This window comes from Herbihabitans rhizosphaerae (assembly GCF_004216555.1).
GTDB lineage: Bacteria > Actinomycetota > Actinomycetes > Mycobacteriales > Pseudonocardiaceae > Herbihabitans > Herbihabitans rhizosphaerae.
In genome coordinates, this window is sequence record NZ_SGWQ01000001.1 from 84383 (window position 1) to 105883 (window position 21501).

General features: G+C 68.8%; 21 protein-coding genes. 11 read left to right on the forward strand and 10 right to left on the reverse strand.

Annotated features, from left to right (window positions below; translation table 11 throughout):
- Positions 1-20 precede the first annotated feature (20 nt).
- A complete protein-coding gene (locus tag EV193_RS00390; protein ID WP_130341917.1) occupies positions 21-1226 on the forward strand; it encodes a WXG100 family type VII secretion target in 1206 nt (401 codons plus the stop codon).
- Complete coding sequence (locus EV193_RS00395; protein ID WP_130341918.1) at positions 1223-1462, forward strand: hypothetical protein; 240 nt, start codon at positions 1223-1225, stop codon at positions 1460-1462. Before EV193_RS00390 ends, EV193_RS00395 begins: the two co-directional genes overlap by 4 nt.
- 21 nt (positions 1463-1483) lie before the next feature.
- Here EV193_RS00395 and EV193_RS00400 read toward each other — a convergent pair whose 3' ends face one another.
- Positions 1484-2473 (reverse strand): pirin family protein, encoded by a 990-nt coding sequence (locus EV193_RS00400; RefSeq protein ID WP_130341919.1) that lies wholly within the window; start codon positions 2471-2473, stop codon positions 1484-1486.
- A 340-nt stretch (positions 2474-2813) separates the two neighbouring features.
- Here EV193_RS00400 and EV193_RS00405 point away from each other — a divergent pair, with 340 nt between their 5' ends.
- Positions 2814-3380 carry a hypothetical protein gene (locus tag EV193_RS00405; protein ID WP_130341920.1) on the forward strand — a complete coding sequence of 189 codons (567 nt, stop codon included), beginning with the start codon at positions 2814-2816 and terminating at the stop codon, positions 3378-3380.
- A 73-nt stretch (positions 3381-3453) separates the two neighbouring features.
- On the opposite strand, the gene EV193_RS00410 is transcribed toward EV193_RS00405, so the two are convergent.
- Positions 3454-4281, reverse strand: coding sequence for a helix-turn-helix domain-containing protein (locus EV193_RS00410; protein ID WP_130341921.1), 828 nt, complete (start codon positions 4279-4281; stop codon positions 3454-3456).
- Between the two features lie 492 nt (positions 4282-4773).
- Positions 4774-5694 (reverse strand): LysR family transcriptional regulator, encoded by a 921-nt coding sequence (locus EV193_RS00415; protein ID WP_130341922.1) that lies wholly within the window; start codon positions 5692-5694, stop codon positions 4774-4776.
- A 69-nt stretch (positions 5695-5763) separates the two neighbouring features.
- Here EV193_RS00415 and EV193_RS00420 point away from each other — a divergent pair, with 69 nt between their 5' ends.
- The 4 genes from EV193_RS00420 (at position 5764) to EV193_RS00435 (ending at position 8839) form a co-directional block, all read left to right on the forward strand.
- Entirely contained in the window at positions 5764-6444 is a 681-nt protein-coding gene (locus EV193_RS00420) for an SDR family oxidoreductase (RefSeq protein ID WP_130341923.1), read from the forward strand.
- An 81-nt stretch (positions 6445-6525) separates the two neighbouring features.
- Positions 6526-7281, forward strand: coding sequence for an SDR family oxidoreductase (locus EV193_RS00425; protein ID WP_130341924.1), 756 nt, complete (start codon positions 6526-6528; stop codon positions 7279-7281).
- An 11-nt stretch (positions 7282-7292) separates the two neighbouring features.
- The gene (locus tag EV193_RS00430) at positions 7293-8171 is read left to right on the forward strand and encodes a LysR family transcriptional regulator (protein WP_130341925.1); all 879 of its coding nucleotides are present in this window, start codon (positions 7293-7295) and stop codon (positions 8169-8171) included.
- Positions 8168-8839: a Rossmann-fold NAD(P)-binding domain-containing protein gene (locus tag EV193_RS00435; protein ID WP_130341926.1), complete on the forward strand. Its 672-nt coding sequence runs from the start codon at positions 8168-8170 to the stop codon at positions 8837-8839. Before EV193_RS00430 ends, EV193_RS00435 begins: the two co-directional genes overlap by 4 nt.
- Here EV193_RS00435 and EV193_RS00440 read toward each other — a convergent pair.
- Genes EV193_RS00440 through EV193_RS00450 form a run of 3 tightly spaced genes read right to left on the reverse strand, consistent with a single transcriptional unit; the run spans position 8836 to position 11508 of the window.
- Entirely contained in the window at positions 8836-9696 is an 861-nt protein-coding gene (locus EV193_RS00440) for a glycosyltransferase family 2 protein (RefSeq protein ID WP_165401157.1), read from the reverse strand. The two genes, EV193_RS00435 and EV193_RS00440, sit on opposite strands and share 4 nt — an antisense overlap.
- A 1-nt stretch (position 9697) precedes the next feature.
- Positions 9698-10714 (reverse strand): polysaccharide pyruvyl transferase family protein, encoded by a 1017-nt coding sequence (locus tag EV193_RS00445; protein WP_130341928.1) that lies wholly within the window; start codon positions 10712-10714, stop codon positions 9698-9700.
- A complete protein-coding gene (locus EV193_RS00450; protein WP_130341929.1) occupies positions 10711-11508 on the reverse strand; it encodes a TIGR02569 family protein in 798 nt (265 codons plus the stop codon). The genes EV193_RS00445 and EV193_RS00450 overlap by 4 nt, the downstream gene beginning before the upstream one ends.
- Before the next feature lie 75 nt (positions 11509-11583).
- Here EV193_RS00450 and EV193_RS00455 point away from each other — a divergent pair, with 75 nt between their 5' ends.
- The gene (locus EV193_RS00455) at positions 11584-12582 is read left to right on the forward strand and encodes a glycerophosphodiester phosphodiesterase family protein (protein ID WP_207222446.1); all 999 of its coding nucleotides are present in this window, start codon (positions 11584-11586) and stop codon (positions 12580-12582) included.
- On the opposite strand, the gene EV193_RS00460 is transcribed toward EV193_RS00455, so the two are convergent.
- The 3 genes from EV193_RS00460 to EV193_RS00470 all read right to left on the reverse strand — a co-directional run bounded on the left by EV193_RS00460 (position 12569) and on the right by EV193_RS00470 (position 15105).
- Positions 12569-13387 carry a S1 family peptidase gene (locus EV193_RS00460; RefSeq protein WP_130341930.1) on the reverse strand — a complete coding sequence of 273 codons (819 nt, stop codon included), beginning with the start codon at positions 13385-13387 and terminating at the stop codon, positions 12569-12571. The two genes, EV193_RS00455 and EV193_RS00460, sit on opposite strands and share 14 nt — an antisense overlap.
- Before the next feature lie 453 nt (positions 13388-13840).
- Complete coding sequence (locus EV193_RS00465; RefSeq protein WP_130341931.1) at positions 13841-14737, reverse strand: M56 family metallopeptidase; 897 nt, start codon at positions 14735-14737, stop codon at positions 13841-13843.
- On the reverse strand, positions 14734-15105 hold the full coding sequence (locus EV193_RS00470) for a BlaI/MecI/CopY family transcriptional regulator (RefSeq protein WP_130341932.1): 372 nt from the start codon (positions 15103-15105) through the stop codon (positions 14734-14736). Before EV193_RS00470 ends, EV193_RS00465 begins: the two co-directional genes overlap by 4 nt.
- 89 nt (positions 15106-15194) lie before the next feature.
- On the opposite strand from EV193_RS00470, the gene EV193_RS00475 reads away from it, so the two are divergent.
- The 3 genes from EV193_RS00475 (at position 15195) to EV193_RS00485 (ending at position 20259) form a co-directional block, all read left to right on the forward strand.
- Positions 15195-16991: a glycosyltransferase family 39 protein gene (locus EV193_RS00475; RefSeq protein ID WP_130341933.1), complete on the forward strand. Its 1797-nt coding sequence runs from the start codon at positions 15195-15197 to the stop codon at positions 16989-16991.
- A gap of 112 nt (positions 16992-17103) precedes the next feature.
- Entirely contained in the window at positions 17104-17769 is a 666-nt protein-coding gene (locus tag EV193_RS00480; protein WP_130341934.1) for an esterase/lipase family protein, read from the forward strand.
- A gap of 222 nt (positions 17770-17991) precedes the next feature.
- Positions 17992-20259, forward strand: coding sequence for an ATP-binding protein (locus EV193_RS00485; protein WP_242613067.1), 2268 nt, complete (start codon positions 17992-17994; stop codon positions 20257-20259).
- A 21-nt stretch (positions 20260-20280) separates the two neighbouring features.
- On the opposite strand, the gene moeZ is transcribed toward EV193_RS00485, so the two are convergent.
- A complete protein-coding gene (moeZ, locus tag EV193_RS00490) occupies positions 20281-21453 on the reverse strand; it encodes an adenylyltransferase/sulfurtransferase MoeZ (protein ID WP_130341935.1) in 1173 nt (390 codons plus the stop codon).
- Positions 21454-21501 lie beyond the last annotated feature (48 nt).

Consider the following 21501-nt stretch of genomic DNA (forward strand, 5'->3'; position numbering starts at 1 on the left):
CAGCGCGAGGAGAGGGCAGCGTGGGATTCGACGTAGAACCGAAGGAACTGGGCGGCTACGCCGAGATGCTGGACGCGCTCGGCGACCCGCTCACCGAGGCGAAGGACCACCTCAACGCCCACGTCCAGGTTTACGCGCTGACCGGAATTCTCGGCGGCGCGGTCGCGGAGGCGCTCGACAAGGAGTGCAGCGAGATCGGCCTGCACGTCTCCAACGCGGCGTTCTCGCTGGGCGATACCGCGGGGAAGCTGCGCCTGTCGGCGTGGCAGTACGCCAAGGACGAGACAAACGCCGAGATCAAGTTCAAACCCAACCGGCCCGGTGACCCAGAGCCGCTGCCCGACTCGGTCAAATACCCCCTCGACCACTACCCGAAGCTGCCGAAGCCGGAATCGGCGCGGGCCTCGTTGGAGGAGGTCGCCGGCGACATCGACGGCATCACCGGAATCGTCGACGCGATCCTCAGCGTCGCCGCCGACAAGAGCGCGCTGACCATCATCATCTCGGACGTCCTGTGCGACTGGCAGATCCTGGACCGCGCCGGAATCGCGCTCGAGGACGCCGGAAACCGGGTCGACCACGTCAAGGCCGACATGGAACAGGGCCTCGCCAAGGTTCTCCAGCATTGGAAGGGCGGCGCGGCCGACACGTTCGCCGCGCACATGGAACGGCGTATCGCTGGGCTCGGCGACATCGCGGCCTCGGCACGAATTATCGGCGAGGCATATCAGATCGGCGCGCTGCTGATCGAAATGGCCGCGAAGAGGCTCGTTTCCGGAATCAACAAGGTCGTCGTGAACCTCGTCGGGGACAGCTTCTTCAGCGTCGTCATAAAGGGCCTCAAACGCCTCATCCCGGTCATCGGCCAGCTCCTCACCGCCAACGACGCCAAGAACGCTGTCCGGGTGATCGGGCAACTGGTGACCAGCATCGAGACGTTCCTGCGCGACGTGGTCAACAAGCTGACCGAGATGCAGTTCGCGAAGATGGTCGGGAAGGAGTCGGCGGAACGAGTGGTCGGCACGGTCGACTCGCTGGCCGAGACGGCGGTGAAGTTCGGCGAAGGCGCCGTGATCGCGGCCGACAAGGCCTGGGACGCGGTGGAAATGCGCCGCGACGCCGAACGACTCGCCACCAGCCCGAACGACATCGAGAAAATGCCAGAGTGGGGGGACTACCAGGGAGCCGGTGCCACGAAGAGCGAGCGGAGCCGGGAGTCGAAATGAGTGTGGACGAGGTTTCCCAGGAACTGCGCCAGTTTCGCGACAACGCGATCACCGATCTCGCCAGAATCGGCCACGAGTTCGAAGAACAGCTCGATGCGTTCAGGGACGAGACGGCCGGCTCTCGGGAACGCGCCGAGGAATGGCAGCGCGAGCACTCCGAGCCGAAGAAGGGCAGCGCTCGGGAAGAACAGGAGGACGACGACGACTATTTCGAGTCGTTCTCGGCGACCGAGTAGTCGTCGTCCTCCTGGTGAGCGTCAGACCTCTTCGTCGGCCGAGGTGCGGTGCGCGATGTGCTCGGCGGGAATCTGACCGAGCCGGCCGGCCTGGAAATCCTCGATCGCGGTGACGATCTCCTCGCGGGTGTTCATCACGAACGGCCCGTAGCGCGCGACCGGTTCGTTGATCGGTTGGCCGCCGACGATCAGCACCTCCCACCCGCTCGGCGAGTTGGCCGGCTGCCGGTCGTCGGCGCGCAGGCTGATCGCCCCGCCCTGACCGAACACGCCGAGGTGCCCCTCGGGAAGCGGCCGGCGTTCCTGGCCGATCGTGCCGGAGCCGGACAGCACGTACGCCATCGCGTTGAAGTGCTCCGGCCACGGCGTGGCCAGCCGCGCGCCCGGGCTGAGCGTGGCGTGCAGGTAGGTGATCGGCGTGTAGGTCGAGCCCGGTCCGTCGTGCCCGTCCAACGAGCCGGCGATGATCCGCACCAGCGCGCCGCCGTCGTCGCTGGACAGCAGGGTCGCGTCGCCCGCCTCGATGTCCTGATACCTCGGCGTGACCAGCTTCAGCGTGCGCGGCAGGTTCACCCACAACTGCGCGGCGTGGAACAACCCGCCCTTAGCCACCATGTCCTGTGGTGGCACCTCGTTGTGCAGGATCCCAGCACCTGCGGTCATCCACTGAGTGGCGCCGTCCGTGATCAGTCCACCGCCGCCGATCGAGTCGGTGTGCTCGACCGCGCCGTCGATGACGTAAGTGACGGTCTCGAAGCCGCGGTGCGGGTGCCAGGGCGCGCCCTTGGCCTCCCCGGGCGCGTACTCCACCGCGCCAAGATGGTCGAGCAGCAGGAACGGGTCGGCGTCGTCCAGGTCCAGGCTGGGGAACGGCCTGCGGACCTGAAACCCCTCTCCCTCAAGGAATTTCTGCGCCTTGACCACGCCGCGAACCGGGCGCCAGTCGGTCTCGGCGGCGGGCAGCTCCGGCAGGCGGGGCAAGGTCAGCGTGTCAGCCGTGACAGCAGGCATTTTGGCCTCCTCGAGCTCGATGGCCGCCGGTGTGACGACCGTACGCCACCCTCAATGTTGTTGAACCCTCAATTATTCCCTCCACGAACAGCCCCCGCACCAACCGCCGCCGAGCCACGCCCCGATGTCCGAAACTTAACGACCGTTCCATTCATGTTCGGCGTACTTTAGCCCGCTAAAGTCCTCGAGCCACGAGGAAAGCGCAGGTCAGACGAGATCAACAAGTCGCGGAGAACGTGAAGGTGGTGCACGTTGGGCTGCGGACGGCGATGGGATCACACTCGCGGCTCGAATCTGTGGGTTCCTTGGCCGCGATCGGGTTGCCCGATAGCGTGATCACGTGCCACGACGCGGGGCTCTCACGCAAGTTCTGTCGGTCTGGTTGGCCGGCTCACTGATGATGGGCACGGTCGCGGCGTTGATCGCGCCCAAGGTCCGCGATCCGCTGTTCCCGTTCCTCGGGCTCACCGTCGCGACGGTGTTGCTCGCGCTGCTCCTGGTGGCCGCGCTGTTCGGCGCGCTGGCGTTCATCGCGGGCGCGACCGACGGCGTGTCCTGGCTCGGCGGCAACGTGCGCGCGGGCGTGCTGTGGATGATCGTGGTCGGCGTGGCCGGGCTTGCCGGCTGGGGATACGCCGCCACGGTGACATTCGGCGCCGAGTTCTCGACCAGCGCGCAGATCACGCTCGGCTATCTCGGCGGCGGCCTGCCGTTCGCGCTCGTGGCCTGCGTGCTGCTGCGGCCAGTCGCGCTGAACGTCGCCGCAATAGTCATGTCGGTCGTGCTGCTGGGAATCGGGTTCGCGCTGGTGGACTCCAGCGGCGAGCAGCAGTTCAACGCGCTGCAGTTGTACGCGTGGTACCTGCTCAGCCTGCTCGGTGGGCCGAACACCGCAGTGCCGATGTGAGCTGCGCGAACGCGCCGCCAGGAACGGAAAACGTTGGCCCACAAGGATTCTTGCAACGGTGGGCGCCTTCTCATCACGCGCCGTACAGATCATCGGCCAGTTGTGTGATCAATTCTACCGATTCGTCCGGCCCGAGAGCCTGCGTGCGCACGTGGTCGAACAGACGACGCGCATCGCGGATCGCCTCTTCCTTGTATTCGAGCTTGGCATTGTTGACGATCGGCGCAAACAGGATCTCAGGGCAGTCCGGGTACGGGTACTTGAGCAATGAGAAGTCGGAGCGCATACCACTGTGGCCGCCGCGCGCGAGCGGAATGACTTGCACGGTGATCGTGGACAAGCTCGCCATCGTCACGATGTGCCGAAGCTGTTCGCCCATCACCTCAGGCCCACCCATGGGGATGCGCAGAGCGGTCTCGTCAATGAGCGCCACCAACTCCAACGGGCGCTCGACACTGACCAGCCGATCTGGACGTTTCAGCCGTTTGACGATTTGTACATCAATCTCCTCTGGGCTGTAGGGCGGGAAGGCAAGGGCGAACAATGCCCGCATGTAGGACTCGGTCTGCAGCAAGCCAGGCACGTACAACAGGTGCAGCTGATCCGTGGCATCGGCTTCTTCCTCAGCATCGACGTAGCCCAGCCCTCCGCCCTGGGCCTGCCGCACCGCACGCACCTCTTCGAGAATGTTCGGCAGCCTGCAGTCGTAGAGATCCATCATCGACCGCACGACGTTGATATTCGGCTGCGTCTCGTCGCTCTCCCACCGTTGTAGCGCGCTCCTGCTCATATCGAGGTACTCGGCGGCCTCCTCGAGCGTCTTGTTCGCCGCCTCACGCATTTCGCGCAACTTCTTGCCGAACCGCCGCCTGCGGAACGGCACCGCCCCTTGCCCACTCATGGAACTCCCCTCGGTCACATGCCGTAGCCGAATGATCGCATGTGGGCACTCCTGAACGGGTTTCCCGGTCAGGAATGTCCTGCGCTACGGGCCAGGTCAGGACTGTCCATATGAACATTTAGGTGCGACCTAGTCCGACCGTCCACTGTGGAGTGATCAATGACCGCCGCCCCTCGGGTCGCCGCGCCGACCGGATACGCGCACCGCTGGTGCGTGACTGGCCGCAAGCACAACGACTTGCGCTGCACGACCCTGTTCGACCTGACCGACGACCGCCGGCAGCTACTGATCCATCCGGGGGCGATCGACACCTACTCGATTTTGCTCGACAGCGCCGCCACACGGGCGCTGTGCCACGCCGTCGAAAACCTCGACAACGTGTCGATCCCAGGGTGGCATCCGTTGTACGGCAAGCAAAAGGCTCGGCGTCCGCCGCTTTCTGAAGGGGATCGAGCTGTCCGTGGAACGACCGAGGATGAGCATCCGTGTCGTCTACGCGCGAGAAGCCCTGCTGGAACTCACCGACACGCTGGCCGAGATCGTCGCCACGCTCGGCTCGTGATCGTCCACAGTGGACTCGGCAACGGCCACCGCGGCGCGCACGAACGCGGCGACCGCCAGCGACGAGCTGCGCTCCGGCCAGGCGACCACGATCGTGCTGCTCTGGCCGTCGCTCACCGGCACGGCGACCAGCTCTCTGTTCAGATCCGTCTGGGCCGACTCGGGCAGCACCGCCACCACCCGGCCGAGCGTGATCAACCCGAGGAGCTGCGCGGCGTCGCGCACCAGCGGACGGTCCGACCCGTCGTCCGGCATGTTGGGCCAGCGCGGCATCGGCTCGCCCTCCAGATCACGCATCCGCACCGACTCGCGGCCGGCCAGCCGGTGTTGGCGCGGCACGATCAGCACCGGCCGCTCGATCCGCAGGTCCTCGGTGTCGAACCCGCTCATGTCGTCGTAGGGCCGGTGCAACAGCCCGACGTCGGCCCGCCCGTCACGCAGCAACGCGGCCTGCTCCCCCACCCCGCACAGCACCGGCTCGACCGGGAGCGCGCCGGGTTCGCGGGCGTACGCGTCGAGGATGTCCGGCAGCATGCCGCCGTCACCGCCGGGCTTCGTGACCACGACGAGCCGGGGCTCGTCCCGTCCCATGCGCCGCGCGCGGCGGCCGGCCGCCGCCACCGCTTCGAGCGCCTTGCGCCCTTCGTGCAACAGGGTCGCGCCGGCCGGCGTCAGCTCGACTTTGCGGCTGGTGCGGTCCAGCAGCCGCACGCCGAGCCGCCGTTCGAGCTGCCGGATCGCCCTGGACAACGGCGGCTGCGCGATGCCGATCCGCCGCGCTGCGCGGCCGAAGTGCAGCTCCTCGGCGACCGCGACGAAGTAGTGCAACTCCCGCGTTTCGAGACGATCCATACAGCGAGAGTATCAATGGTGCCGTTATCGGTCCTGGAGTTCCCGCGAATCCGCTGGTGAGCTTGGATCATGACCACGAACACGATCGCCCTGGTCACCGGGGCGAACAAGGGAATCGGCGCCGAGATCGCCTCGGCACTCACAAGCCGGGGCATGACCGTACTGGGCACGGCTCGCACTCCCCGGAACGGCGAGATCCAGCTCGACGTGACCGACCAGGACTCCGTCGACGCGGCGGCCAAGCTCGTCGAGGAGCGACACGGCCGGCTCGACGTGCTGATCAACAACGCCGGGATCGCCGAAGGGTGGGGCGTCCCGATCGACACGACGGACCTCGACGTCGTCCGGAAAGTCTTCGACACCAACGTGTTCGGCGTAGCGCGGGTGACCAACGCGATGATTCCGCTGCTGCGGCGGTCGAGTGCTCCGCGCATCGTGAACATGTCCAGCAGCGTCGGATCGCTGGCCGGCGCCATGGACGGCGAACTCGCCCAGCTTCCGGCATCCGGCGCGTACGTGCCGTCCAAGACCGCGCTGAACTCGCTGACCGTGCAGTACGCCAAGCACCTGCGCGGCGACGGCGTCCTGGTGAACGCGGCCTGCCCGGGCTACTGCGCCACCGACCTCAACGGCCACCGGGGGCACCGCACACCGGCGCAGGGTGCCGAGATCGCGGTCCGCCTTGCCACCCTCGCCGACGACGGACCGACCGGCGGATTCTTCGACGACGACGGGCCCGTGTCCTGGTGACCTGCGGGTATCAGCACCGCTTGTAGGCTCACCAACAACTCGTGTTTCCGTTGCGCCGCAACGACTTCTACCGTCGAGTTCATGACTGAACACGGATTGAAGGACAAGGTCGTCGTGATCGGCGGCGGCGCGAAGAACCTCGGCGGGCTGCTCGCCACCACAGTGGCCGAAGCCGGCGCGAAGGTGGTCGTGCACTACCACGGCGACGGCTCCGCGTCCGACGCCGAGAACACCGTCAAGGCGGTGCGGGACGCCGGGTCCGAGGCCGTCTCGGTGCGGGGCGATCTCACGGAGGTCGCCGAGGTGCGGCGGCTGTTCGACACGGCGGTGGACACGTTCGGCGGGGTCGACATCGCGGTCAACACGACCGGCCGGGTGCTGCGCAAGCCGATCCTGGAGACCACAGAGGAGGACTACGACGGCATGTTCGCGATCAACGCGAAGGCCGCGTACTTCTTCATCCAGGAGGCCGGACGGCGGCTCAACGACGGCGGCAAGATCATCAGCCTCGGCACGTCGCTGCTGAACGCGTTCACCGACGGGTACTCCACCTACGCGGGCGGCAAGTCGCCGTTGGAGCACTTCACCCGCGCGGCGGCCAAGGAGTTCGCGGACCGGATGATCTCGGTGACCATGGTGGCGCCGGGCCCGATGGACACGCCGTTCTTCTACGGACAGGAAACACCCGAACGAGTGGAGTTCCACAAGTCGCAGGCCATGGGCAACCAGCTCACGAAGATCGAGGACATCGTCCCGATCATCACGTTCCTGGCCACGGACGGCTGGTGGATGACCGGTCAGACCGTCTTCCCCAACGGCGGCTACACGACTCGGTGACAATCGACCGCATGGAGCTGGACCTTCGCAAGCTGGGCCACCTGGTCGCCGTCGCCGAGGAGGGCAGCTTCACGCGTGCAGCCGCGCGGCTGCACCTGTCCCAGCAGGCGTTGAGCACGTCGATCCGCGCACTCGAGCGCGAGGTCGGCGTGCGCCTGCTGGACCGGAGCGGCGCGAGCGTGGTGCCGCTGCCGGCCGGCCGGGCGCTGATCGAGGACGCGCACGTGTTGCACGGTCTGGCTCGGTCGGCGGTGGGCCGTGCCCGGCGGATCGGGCGCGGTGAGGCGGAGACGCTGCGGATCGGGCACACGCCGGCGGTCACGGCGGACGAGGTCAGCGCGCTGCTCGTCGCTTCGGCTGACGCGCGAACCACGATCTACCAGTGCTTTCCGGACGAGCTGATCGAGCGGTTGCGTGACGGGCGGCTGGACGTGGGGCTGAGCCGGGGCATGCGGCCGGAGCACGGTCTGACGCGCACGACGGTGTCGCAGAATCGGCTGCGGATCGCGGTGGCGAACGGGCATCCGTTGGCGTCGCGGACCACGGTCGCGCTGGCGGATCTGGCCGGCGAGTCGTTCATCGTGTGGGGGCCGCCGGGGCGGTCCGGGTACACCGATTTGTTGTTCGATCACTGTCGCGCGGCAGGGTTCGAACCGGACTACGAGGTCAACTCGACGCAGGGTGCGCCGCCGGTGACCGCGGTGATCGGCTCGGACCGGATCGCGTTCGTCACCGCCGAGGCCGGTTCGGCGGCGAATGGGCGGGTGCGGGTGATCGACCTCGATCCGCCGGTGCACGTGCCGCTGCACGCGCTCTGGTCGCCGCACGCCGCCTCGGAGACCCGCGACACCTTCCTCGACGGCTACATTGATCGAGAGGTGAGCGAATGAAGGTGATCATCTTCGGGGCGACCGGCATGGTCGGCCAGGGAGTGCTGCGCGAGTGTCTGCGCGACGAGCGGGTGCGCGAGGTCCTGGTCGTCGGGCGCACGAAGGTCGGGCGCGAGCACGCGAAGCTGCGCGAGATCACCTTGCCTGACCTGTCGGAATTGGTCGACAGGCCCGGCGCGAAAGAAGAGCTGTCCGGCTACGACGCCTGCTTCTTCTGTCTCGGCGTCTCCGCCACCGGCGTGAACGAAGAGGCGTACCGCAAGATCACCTACGACCTCACCCTGAGCGTGGCGCGCGCACTGTCCACTTGGAACCCAGACCTGACCTTCGTGTACGTGTCCGGACAAGGCACGGACAGTTCCGAGAAGGGCCGGCTCATGTGGGCCCGCGTCAAGGGCAAGACCGAGAACGACCTGCTCGCCCTGCCGATGAACACCTATCTGTTCCGGCCCGGATACATCCAGCCGCTGCACGGAATCACCTCCAAGACCCGCCTCTACCGGGCCCTGTACCGCGTCACCGTCCCGCTGTACCCGTTGCTCAGAAGGCTTGCGCCGCACCAGATCACCACCACCGAGCAACTGGGACGCGCGATGATCGCCGTCGCGGCCGACGGCGCGCACCGCCACCACCTGCACGCCCGGCAGATCAACGAGGCGGCTGCCTAGCGCATCGCGCGCAGCGCGTCCGGCAGGATCGCTTGTGGGACAAGGGATTCCAGTCGATCACGCAGCCGGGTGTCGCGCACCAGGGTGCCGGCGGCAAGTCCCTTCGCCACCGCGTCGGCGTCGCGTTGGCGTGCGGCGTACACGGTGGGCAACTCGCCGTCGAGCAGCAGCGCGTAGTCGTCGCGCCAGTGCCAGCCGACCTCGGTGGGCAGCCGCGTGTTCGCCGCGTAGGCCGCGCCGCCGTTGGTGATCTTGCGGCTGAACTGCTCGTAGGAGCGGTCCGGCACGTGCAGGATCTCCATCGGGCTCCTCGGCGCGGCCGGGCCGATCAGGGGGCCGCTGACGCCGTGGTTCCCTTGTGCCACAACGACATTCTGGTCACCCCGGTGTGCGGACTTCGGGCCGATGCGGGTGCCACGGGTGGACAGCGACTCGGTGTCGCGCAGCACCAGCCGGTGCGGCCAGCCGCCGGTGACGGCCGGATCGGCGACCAGGTTGTCCCGGCGCAGCTCGACCGTGCCGTACTCGGAGTCCACAGTGGACAGTGCGTCCTTGAGCGACGGCGGCCAGTGGAACTCGTCCGCGTCGCCGTTGATCACCCAGTCGGCGCCGTGCGCCTCGGCGGCCCGGCGCGCCATCCTGGTCACCCAGCGTCCCTGCTCGTAGTCCTGGGCCGGCTCGTGGTGCAGCTCCACCACCCCGGCATCGGCGTACTCGGCGAGCAGCTCGGCGGTGCCGTCCACCGAGCCGTTATCGGTCGCGATGATCAGGTCCACGCCGGCCGCGATGTGGTGCTCCACGCAAGCGGCCAGCACGTCGATCTCGTCGCGCACCAGCAGCGTCATGATCAGGCGCACGTCACTCCTCGAGCAGGCGCAGCGCGAGCGCCCGTGCCTGGTCGCCGTGGTCGGCCCAGTGCGCCAGGGTGCTCGGGCTCGTCCAGGTCTCGTAGGTGGCGCGCACCTTGCCGTATCCGTTGTCCAGCACCACATGCGGGATCCCGGCGAGCAGCGCCAGCAGGTGGCCGTGCAGCTTGTCGGTGACCACGACCCGGCCGGACGAGAGCACATGCAGACCGCGTCGCACCCAGCCCTTCGACAGCGGCACGAACGTCGCCCCGAACGGGCGCCACGCCCAGCGGGCACGCACTCGGAGCAGGGTGTTCGCTCGGCGGGCGAGCCGGTGCGACAGCAGCCAGGGCGGCTCCGGGTCGAGCAGGTGCAACCACTCCACGTCAAGGGTGCGCACCCCGTCCGGCGGGCCGCCGTGCGACACGTACTCGGGATCACCTTCACGCCGGTGCAGCCACACAAGATCAAGGTGAGGAGTCGTCGGGCGATCAAGCCGGGGCAGGGCGAACGCCATGTCCGGCACCAGTGCCACCTCGGCGTCGAACGCGTCACGGGCGATCTTCTCGCTGCGCTGCTCGCGCACGAGCAGCGCCACATCGCCGTGCGACGCGATCAGCCGGCGCACCCGGTCCAGGTTCTCCGTCTGTCCGAAGTGGACACTCTGCGGAAGCTGCACGATGCGCCGGCCGCGCAGCTCGGCGAGCAGCCGTTCGCGCAGGCCCTGCTGGCCCGCGTACAGGTCGCCGAAGTTGCCGCCGCCGTTGATCAGCACCGGGCCGTCCGGCACGGCCCGCCGCAGCGCGTCCGGCGAGTAGGTGTCCCACGCGCACTGGTAGCCGACGCGCACGCCGAGCTCGCGCAGCGCGCATCGGGTGCCCCACCAGATCGCCGGGTCGCCCGGGTTGCCGTGGTTCGGGAAGTTGACCAGCGCCACCGTGTCCGCGCCGCGCAACGCGTCCCGCACGCCGTCGTGCACCCGCCGCCGCAGACCGGCCAGCAGATCCTCGTCCGGTAAGACGTTCACACCAGCGCGCTAATCCGATTGGCCGCGTGCTCCAGCCCGAGCAGCGACTGCTCGTTGGAATGCGGGTGCATCGCGTGCACCGCGAGCCGGAACAGCAAGGCGCGCAACACCATCTGCGGCCACTCCGACAGGTGCGACCACCGGGAGACCAGGCCGTCGTCGGCACCGCCCCAGGCGATCGCGTCCACCACGATCACCGCGGCCGCCCACTCCGCCGGGCGGAAGAACGGGGTGAAGTCGGTGATCCCGGGCGCCTCGTCGCCGTCGAACAGCATGTTGCCGAACAGGTCGCCGTGCACCACCTGCAGCGGCTGGTGCACCGGCCGGCACGATCCGGAGAACACGTCGAACAGCCGGCCGCCGAGCTTGGGGTCCATCGGCGCCTCCTCGGCGTCCCACGCGACCCGGTCGGCGATGGTGAACACGTCGGCCCCGTTGCCGAGAAACCTCGGCCGGTCGAGGTCCGCGGTGGCCTGGTGCAGCCGCAGCGACGCGGCCACCATGTCGTCGTAGCGGGGCTCGTGCCGGCCCTCGACGAACTTGAACGCCACCCAGCCGCCGACCACGTAGCGCCCGTCGCTGGACCGCAGCGGACGGCCGACGCGCAGATCGGTGACCTCGAGTTCGCCGAGCGTCTGCGCCACCCAGGACGCCTGTGCCGGGTTGGTCGCCGGGCGGAACGCGGTGTCGCCGGCTCGCCACACCGGCCCGGTCCCGACCGGCTCGGGCACGCCGTCCTTGGCTCCGAACGCGGCCAGGACGTGCTGCGGCGGCTGTACTGCAGATGAACCCACGGCCGCGCACGCTACCGTGAACCGGCCACCGCACGGCAACGGAAACGCCACCGACACCCGCTAGTGTCCCCGAACATGTTTCGCAGGACGGGTCTCATCGCGTTATCGATCATGACACTGGCGGCGGTTCTCGCCACGCCGGCACAGGCAGGCCGGGGCAATCCGTGGCTCGCCAGCCGGGTGATGAACATGGCGCACTCGGGCGGCGAGCGCGAGGCGCCCACCAACACGATGTACGCGTTCGAGCGTGCGGCGGCACTCGGTTCCGACATGATCGAGTTGGACGTTCAGTCCACAAAGGACAACGAGCTGGTGGTGCTGCACAACGCCACCGTGGACGCCACCACGAACGGCGTCGGCAAGGTCCGCGATCTCACGTCGGCCCAGGTCCGGGCGTTGGACGCGGGGTACAACTTCGTGCCGGGGCGTGGCACGGTCGGCGGGCTGCCGCCGGAGTCCTACCCGCTGCGCGGGGTGCGCACCGGCGCGGTGCCGCCGCCGGCCGGGTACACCGCGGACGACTTCGCGATCCCGACGCTGCGCGAGGTGCTGGCCGCGTTCCCGAGCACGCCGATCAACATCGAGATCAAGGGCACCAGCGACCTGGACGTGCCGTCGTTCCTGCACAACGCGCGGCTGCTGGCGGATCTGATCAAGCCGACCGGTCGCACGGATCTGATCGTGACCTCGTTCAACGACGCCGCCGTGGGCCTGTTCCACCTGCTGGTGCCGCGCGTGCCGACCGCGCCGGGACTGGCCGGGATCGCCGCGTACGTGCTCACCGGAGTGCGGCCGCCGGCCGGCACGGTGGCGCTGCAGGTGCCGGTCGCGATGAACGGGATTCCCGTCGCCACACCGGAATTCGTGCGGCGGGCGCACCGCGACGGGTACGCCGTGCACGTGTGGATCAGCGGGTCGGCGGTCGAGGACGCGGCGCTCTACAACGGGCTGATCGACAGCTGCGCGGACGGGATCATGCCCGCGTACCCGAGCCTGCTGGAGAAGATCCTGGACGACCGGGGCATCGTGCGCCCCGGCCGTCCCGGCGTGGATCCGTGCGCTAGCCAGTCGTGAGTGGGCCGGTGTGCTGCTCGATCCAGGACTTGTAGTGGAGCACCTTGTTGTACACCGAAGGGGCCACCGCGCATTGCGGGACCAGCCCGCCGAGCCGGCTGGTGGTGCCGCCCAGCTCCCAGCGGCCGTTGACCTTGGTCACCAGCGGGCCGCCGGAGTCGCCGAAGCAGGCGCCCTTGCCACTCGGATCACCGACGCACAGCTCGGAGTTGGCGTCCTGCAACAGACATCCGGTCACCAGCTTGGTGTCCAACTCCTGCAACTGTTCCGGCGGCTGGCCGCATCCGCGGGTAGGGCAGGTCAAGCCGTGCCCGACGATCCGGACCGATACGCCGGTCCCCAGCGACGCGGTGGTGATGCCGATCGGGGTGGAGGTCGATGGCTTCGCCAGTTTGATCAGCCCGAAATCGGCGCCGAGTATCGCGTCGTTCCCGCCCGGCCCGGGAATGGCCTGTTCGACCGGGATTTCCTCACCGGTGGTCAGCGTGCCGCCGCCGACCCGTACCGAGTTCGGATGGGCCTTCACGATGCAGTGCTTGGCGGTGGCCAGCCATTGCGGGGCGATCAACGCCGCGCCGCAGCGGAATTTCCCGTTCTCGAACAGCTTGGTGTAAAAGGAATAGTCCTCCGATGCCGGTTTACCGCCGATGATCAACGGCTGGACGACATCCGCCGACTGGACGACATCCGCCGACTGGACGGCATCCGCTGACTGGGCGGCATTCGCCGTACCCGCGGTACCGACGAGCGGAGCCAGCAGCGCGGCCAGCAGGCCGGCAGCCGAACCCAAAATACGCAACCGCATGTGTCAATTCCTTCCCGATCTGCGCCAGGGCAACTCAGCGTTACACGAGGCACACGGGTCCGGTATCAGCTGAAATACGTAGGCGATACGTAGATCCAAGAATCACGTGAGGCGCAACCGCCGTCGAAGACTTGTCACGAAGATAAGTGTCATACTCGTCCGAATGTGCGCGATTCTTTGCCCCGAATATGCGGCGTGACCTGCGCTTCCGTCGCGATGATTTTTGGCCATCGAGGACGATGTCGGATGGCGCCTTTTATCATCCTGGGCCGATGTCGCGCGAATACCGCTATTTCGCTCGCCGGTAGCTGACGAAAAACACTAACGTGCTCGAAGGTGCCGTGCGGTACGCACCCACTCGCCGCGACATCGCCGCGGCCGTGGACTCCACGCTCACCCGCGCCGGAATCGAGATGGCCGTCGCCGCCTCGCGCATCTGTGAGGGCCCTGCGGTCAGAGCCAGGCGCTCAGTTCGTAGGCCGCGAAGCTCACGGGCGTCGCGATCAGCGTGATGCCGGTAAGCAGGCCGAGTAGCCGGGCGGTCAGCGGCACCGGTGCGGTCGGGTCGGCGAGACGGGTGACCCGTTCGCGTACGGCGTGCTCGCCGACGCCGAGTGCGCCTCGCGGTGCCGGCGCGCTGAGTTGCACGAGCGCGGTGGCCAGCGCGGTGCGTGGCGCGACCCTGCTGGCGTGGTCGTCGGCGCACATTTCCAGCAGTGCGCCGACCTGCGCGCCGGCCGTGCCGAGCAGTCGACGCAGGGACGCGAACTGCAGCAGCACCAGGTGGTGCCGGCCGGTGGCGTGCGCACGCTCGTGGGCGAGCACGGCGCGGACCTGGTGCGTGTCGAGTTGCCGCAGGGCACCCGTGCTGATCACCACGCGGGAACGACGGCCGGGCACGCAGTACACGACCGGGACGGGATGATCGAGGATCGCCGCTCCGGGTGCCGCCGGGTCGGTGCTGGTGACGAGGTCGAGCAGGTCGCGGTGCCTGCGCCGGACCCGCGCCAGCGGGATCCAGGTGAGCAGAGCGGCCAACGGCAGCGCGACGACGATCGCGGTGCCGCCGAGCACCGCGAGCAGGTGCCAGGCGTCCACGGTCCTGGTCGGCGTGGCGGATGCCAGATCCCCGGCGATCGCCACGAGCAGGTCGACCCGTGACCCGGCGTGCGGTGCGGTGCCGTAGGCGATCAGCGACCCGGCGACGCTCAGCGGCAGGGTCACAGCGATCGCCTGCCACAGCAGAACCGCTGTCCTCGGCGACCGTGCCGGCCAGGCCGCGCGCGCCAGCATCGGGATTGCCACCAGGCACAGCACCACGGCGAGCAGCAGGTGCAGGACCGCGCTCACCGACGTTTCTCGTTCCGTTCGGCCGCCTGGTCGAGCGCGGCTCGCAGGACCTCCGCCTCGGCCGGGGAGACCGACCGCGCGAACCGCGCGAGCACCGCGTCCCGATCACCGGTGAAGTCCAGCGCGTCGAAGATCAACTGGGTGACGTAGGCGTCCTTGCTGTCCGCCGGCAGGTACTGCCAGGCCCGGCCGACCCGCTGCCGCCGCACGACGCCCTTCTTCTGCAACCGGTCCAGGACGGTCATTACCGTGGTGTAGGCGAGATTGCGGTCCGCGAGGCGATCGGCGACGTCGCGCACGGTCGACGGGTGGGGCCGCGACCACAGCACCTCCATGACGGCGCGCTCCAGGTCGCCGAATCCGCTCACCCGTTCCTCCCGACACTCGCCGAACGCCGGCTCGGAGCCTACCCACGGTCGAGCGCGGAGCTCGTTACGACACATGGTAGTACTACGGAATGTCGTATCGGACTCGCGCGGTCCCCGTGGGCCTTGGCCTGGTCGCCGTCGCGCTGTGCTGGTGGGGGCTGGCCAACGGCGGGACGCATTACTACTACTCGGCGGCGGTTCGCTCGATGAGCGACGACTGGTTCGCGTTCGCCACGGGCGCTCTGGATCCCGGCCCGTTCATCACCGTGGACAAGCTCCCCGGCGCGATGTGGGTGCAGGCACTCTCCGCCCGGCTGTTCGGCTTCTCCGAGCCGGCGCTCCTCGTACCCGGACTCCTCGCGGCGGCCGCGACCGTGCTGCTGGTCTTCGCGGCGGTACGGCGCGCGTCGGGTCTGTTGGCGGGAGCGATCGCCGGCGTCGCCCTCGCGGTCACTCCGGTCCTGTTCGCGACGGCGCGGGTGAACCTGCCGGACATCTACCTGGTGTGCCTCCTGGCCGCTGCCGCGTACACGTGGCAGCGCGCGCTCGAGGACGGCCGGTGGCGGTGGCCGCTCGCCGCCGGCGTCACGATCGGGCTGGCCTTCCAGGTCAAGATGCTCGCGGCGTTCGTCGTCGTGCCGGCGTTCCTGCTCGCCTACGCGATCGGCGCGCCGGGTTCGTCGCGAGCACGGCTGGCGCGGCTGAGCGGCTTCCTCGGGACGGCCGTCGCCGTGTCGCTGAGCTGGATGGCCACCGTATCGGTATTCGGCACGCCGGGCCGCCCGCACGTGGACGGCGGGGATTCGGTGTGGGACATGGTGTTCGGCTACAACGGCCTCAGCCGCGGCCTGCCCGGCGAGTCCGCGCGGATCGAGTTGCCCTACGGGGGCGCGCCGGGACTCGGCAGGCTGCTCAACGATCAACTCGCCGGGCAGATCGGCTGGCTGCTGCCGCTCGCCGCGCTCGGCCTGCTCGTCGGATGGCGGGATCGTGGGCACCGGGCGGCGTACTGCCTGTGGGCAGGCTGGTTCGTCAGCGTGGCGATCGCGCTCAGCGCGGCGCGCGGAATCCATCCCTACTACGCCGTGCTGCTCGCACCCGCGATCGCGGCGCTGGCCGGCCTGGGCGTCGCGACCGCCTGGCGAGCTCGCGATCGCTGGACGCTGCCGGCCGTGATCGTCATGACCGGAGTACTCGCGCTGTTCGTGCTGTCCCGGACCCCCGACGTCATGCCCTGGCTCCGCATCGCCGTCGGCATCGCCGCCGTGATCGCCATCGCCGCCGCGATCGCCGGACCCCGAGCGCTGGCCGTCCTCGCCGCGGCCGGCGCGACCACCACTCTGCTGGCACCCGTTGTCTGGCTACTGAGCACCCCGGACGCGGATGGCGATCTCATGGCCACCACCAACCCGGTCGCCGGCCCACCGATCACCGAGGTCCGTTTCGGCGACCGCGACCCGCGCGACATCGTCGCCATGATGTTCGGCATGCCACCCGGCAGCGTGCGCACCATGCCCGACCCACTGCCCAGTCCGGTCACCGAACCCACACTGCTCGAATACCTCACCGCCCGACGCGGCGGCCGGACCTACCTGTTCGCCGCCGGAGACGCCAGCACCGCCGCGCCCTACCTCGCCGCCGGCCATCCCGTCCTGCCCATGGGCGGCTTCACCGCGCGCGATCCCGCACCCACCATCTCCGAACTCGCCGACCTGGTGCGCGACCGCACCCTCCGATACGTCCTCCACGCACCCGCCGCCGGAGGACCAAGCCCGTACGCCGCCCGCGCCGCCTGGCTCAGCACCAACTGCGCGACCGTGGCACCACCCGACTACGTCCGCGGCCACCGAGGCATGACCCTCTACGACTGCGATCGACGCCCATGAGCAGCCTGAACCGCTGAGCCTGAAGCGAACGGGCCGCTTGATGAGGAGTCGAGAGAACTAGACAATCGCGCCTCAACCGTAAAGGGGCCAGCGGATCGTCGCGGTTGTCGGCGTGGTCGTTGGTCTCAGCGCCGCGGCGGTCGGATTTCAGGCCACGTTCTTCACGGCCGCCGCGTCGCCGGGCGTCAACGGTAAGGACCCGGTGATCCTGGTCCACGGGATGTTCGGCAGTCCGTCGAACTGGGACACGCTCAAGAGCAAGCTGAAGGCGTCCGGCTACACCGACGACCAGCTCATCACCTTCGGCTACAACTCGACCTCGCAGTCCAACGTCACCACATCGGAGAAGTTCGCGGCCAAGGTCGACGAGGTGCTCGCCGCAACCGGTGCGTCCAAAGTGGACGTGGTCGGCCACTCGATGGGCAGCCTGAACAGTCGCTACTGCGTCAAGTACACCGGCTGCGCCGGCAAGGTCGACGACTGGGTTTCGCTGGCCGGTCCGAACAACGGCAGCGCCAACGCGGGCCTCGGGTCGGTGTTGATCACCGCTCGCGAGATGATTCCCGGCTCGGAATTCCTCGAGCGGCTCAACGCGGGTGCGTCGCTGCCGCCGGGCGTCAGCGGCACCACCATCTGGTCACCGTCCGACGGCGTCGTCATGCCGGCCAACAGCACGGTGCTGCCGGGGCTGAACAACATCGAAGTCGCCGGTGTGACCCATCTCGGCATGCTGCGGGACAACGCGGTGGCCGGGCTGGTCGCCACAGCGCTGGCCTGACCGCCGAGCGCGAAGTTCGCCGCGTTGTCCACCATGTCTGGACAACGACCGCCTCCACACCACGCTTACCGCCGCCATACACCCAATCCACGTCCTTGAGCAGCGCGACCCCCGGGCACCGTTACGCCAACCGGGCTAGAGTGAGCGCGCGGCATCCCGGCCGAGGAGTGCCGGGACGCTGGATGGTGTCCAGCCGGGCGTGCGAGGTGAGCGGGGTTGTCGGTGAGCGGCCAACCGCCGGCGGTGGTTCATGGCCAGTGGACCAGCTTCGTTGGCCGGCGGGAGGAGGTCGCCGAGCTTCGTCGGCTGATCGGAGACAATCGGCTGGTGATGCTGACCGGTCCGGGCGGGGTCGGCAAGACGCGGTTGGCCGGTCAGGTCATGGACCAGGTGATGCGGGCGTTCGGCGATGGCGTGGTGTTCGTCGGACTGGCCGAGCTGCGCGACGACGCTCTGCTGGCCACTCTGGTGGCCGACCGGCTCGGCCTGCACGACCAGTCCGATCGACCCACCCTGCAGTCAGTGCTGGAGTTCCTGCGCGAGCGGCGGATCTTGCTGGTGCTGGACAACTGCGAGCACTTGGTGGAGGCCTGCGCCGCCTTCGCCTTCGCGGTCATCGCCGACTGCCCGGAGGTCGTGGTGCTGGCCACCGGCAGACAGTCACTGGGCGTCGCCGGCGAGCGGATTCTGCCACTCGCGCCACTGGAGATTTCCGGAGACGCGGTCAACCTGTTCGTCGATCGGGCGCGCGCGGTGGCGCCCGCGTTCGAGCGGACCGCGGACAACGAAGCGGACCTGCGGCGGATAGCGGAGCGACTGGACGGGCTGCCGCTGGCCATCGAGCTGGCCGCGGCGCGGATCCGTTCGCTGTCGCCCGGGCAGATCGCCAAGCGCCTTTCCAGCCGGCTCACGCTGCTGACCAGCGGAGCACGGACCGCGCCGGAACGTCAGCAGACCCTGCGCGACACCATCGAGTGGAGCTTTGAGCTGTGCAGTCCCGCCGAGCAGGCGGTGTGGGCGCAGGCATCGGTCTTCGCGGGCACCTTCGACATCAACGCCGCCGCGGCGGTGTGCGCCGGCCCGGATGTCGACGGGGACGTGCTCGACATCATCGACGGCCTGCTGGACAAGTCCGTGCTGCAACGCGAGGACGGTGCGGACCGGGTTCGCTACCGGATGCTGGAAACACTGCGCGAGTACGGGCGGGAGCGACTGGCTGAGCGCGGTGACGAGGAGCGGGTCGCGCGCAGGCACCGTGACTGGTTCGACCAGCTGACCGCCACGGCCGACGCGGAGTGGGTCAGCCCGAAGCAAGTCGAGTGGGCAGCCAGGTTGCGCGCCGACCACGCGAACATCCGGGCCGCGCTGGGCTGGTCACTCGCCCACCCTGGTGAAGCCGGAGTCGCCTTGCGGATGGCCTGCCGGCTCGACGAGTACTGGGCCGAGGTTCGCGGGCTCAGCGCGGAGGCACAGCTCTGGCTGGACCGCGCGCTCGCCGCGGCGCCAGCCGACCATCCGAACCGTCCGTTCGCGGTCACGGTCGCCGCGCTGTACTCCATGTGGCTGACCAAGCTCGACGACACCGACGAGCGGTTGACGGTGGCGGCCGAACTCGCGGCGGCCAGTGACGACGACGTCCTTGACGGCTACATCACCTACGTCCGTGCGAGGGAGTCGATGTTGCGGCTTCGAGCAGGCACGGCCGCGCTGGCCGGGTCCGCGGCTGCGACGTTTCGCCGGCACGGCATCATCCGGCGGGAACTGCCCTCGCTGCTCACGCAAGGCATCAGCACGGCTTATGAGGGCGACCCGGAGGCCGCGCGACGTGCGCTGCATCGGATGCTGTCCTTGGCGACCCACGTCGGTGCCGCCTGCCAGCAGGCGACGGCCTATTTCGGGCTGTTGATAGTGGAGGTCCGCTTCGGCGGTGATGTCGATGCCGCCACCCGCTACGGGCAGGAGGCGTTGCGCCTTGACTTGCAGGTCGGAGCTCAGGCCGCCGTGACGTACCGTATCGACGCGTTGGCCTGGGTGGCCGACCGTCAGGGCAACCACCTGCGCGCCGCGACCCTGTTCGGCATCGCGGCAACGAAGTGGGACGCAATCGGCTACGTGCCGGAGGTCGCCGCCTCCGTCCCGCACCGCAAGTACCTCAAATCGACCCGCGAGGCGCTGGGGGACGCGCGCTTCGACAGAGCCTTCGCGATCGGCCGGGCGATGGCCGAGGACGCGGCCATCCGTTACGCGCTCGACGAACACGCCGAGGACGTGGCCGATCCGGACGAGCTCTCCCCGCTCAGCAAGCGCGAGGTGGAAATCGCCGAACTGGTCGCCAAGGGCATGACGAACCGGCAGATCGCCACCCGGCTGGTGATCTCGCTGCGCACTGTCGACACCCACGTCCGGAACACCCTGACCAAGCTGGATTTCACCAGCCGAGCCCAGATCGCCGCCTGGGCCGCCAGTCGGTACCACCGATCAGCCGGCTGACCAACCTGCCTGGACTCCCAGCTAGTAGGTGGGCAGGCTGGGGTCGATGTCGCGGGCCCAGCCGAGCACACCGCCGCCGACGTGCACCGCGTCGGAGAAGCCCGCCTTGTGCAGCGCGGCGAGTGCCTCCGCCGACCGGCCGCCCGACTTGCAGTGCAGCACGATCGGCTTGTCCTGCGGCAACTCGGACAGCGCCTCACCCGACAGGATGCGGTCCTTCGGGATCAGCACCGAGCCGGGGATCTTGACGATCTCGTACTCGTGCGGCTCCCGGACGTCGATCAGCTGGAAGTCCTCACCCGAGTCGATCTTCGCCTTGAGGTCCTGCACGGTGATCGTCGAACCGGCCGCGGCCTGCTGCGCGTCCTGGGACACCACACCGCAGAACGCCTCGTAGTCGATCAGCTCGGTGATCTTCTCGCCCTCGGGGTCCTTGCGGATCTTGACCGTGCGGTAGGTCATCTCCAGCGCGTCGTACACCATCAGCCGGCCGAGCAGCGGCTCGCCGATGCCGGTCAGCAGCTTGATCGCCTCGGTGACCATGATCGAGCCGATCGACGCGCACAGCACGCCGAGCACGCCGCCCTCGGCGCACGACGGCACCATGCCGGGCGGCGGCGGCTCCGGGTAGAGATCGCGGTAGTTCAGGCCCTTGCCGTCCGGCGCGTCCTCCCAGAACACGCTCACCTGGCCCTCGAACCGGAAGATCGAGCCCCACACGTACGGCTTGCCGAGCAGCACGGCCGCGTCGTTGACCAGGTACCGGGTGGCGAAGTTGTCCGTGCCGTCCAGGATCAGGTCGTAGTCGCGGAAGATGTCCAGCGCGTTTTCCGAGTTCAGGTGCTCCTGGTGCAGGTTCACCGTCACGTACGGGTTGATCTCGGCGATCGACTCCTTGGCCGACACCGCCTTCGGCTTGTCCACGTCGGACACGCCGTGGATGATCTGGCGCTGCAGGTTGGACTCGTCGACCACGTCGAAGTCCACGATGCCGAGCGTGCCGACACCGGCGGCGGCCAGGTACAACAGCGCCGGGCTGCCGAGCCCGCCGGCCCCGACCACCAGCACCTTGGCGTTCTTGAGCCGCTTCTGGCCGTCGACCCCGACGTCCGGAATGATCAGGTGCCGGCTGTAGCGGACCACCTCGTCCTTGGTCAGCTCGGCGGCCGGCTCCACGAGCGGCGGCAGCGACATCGGTTCCTCCTCTAGGTGCAGGCGACACCTCGGGCAACGTGCTCGTGG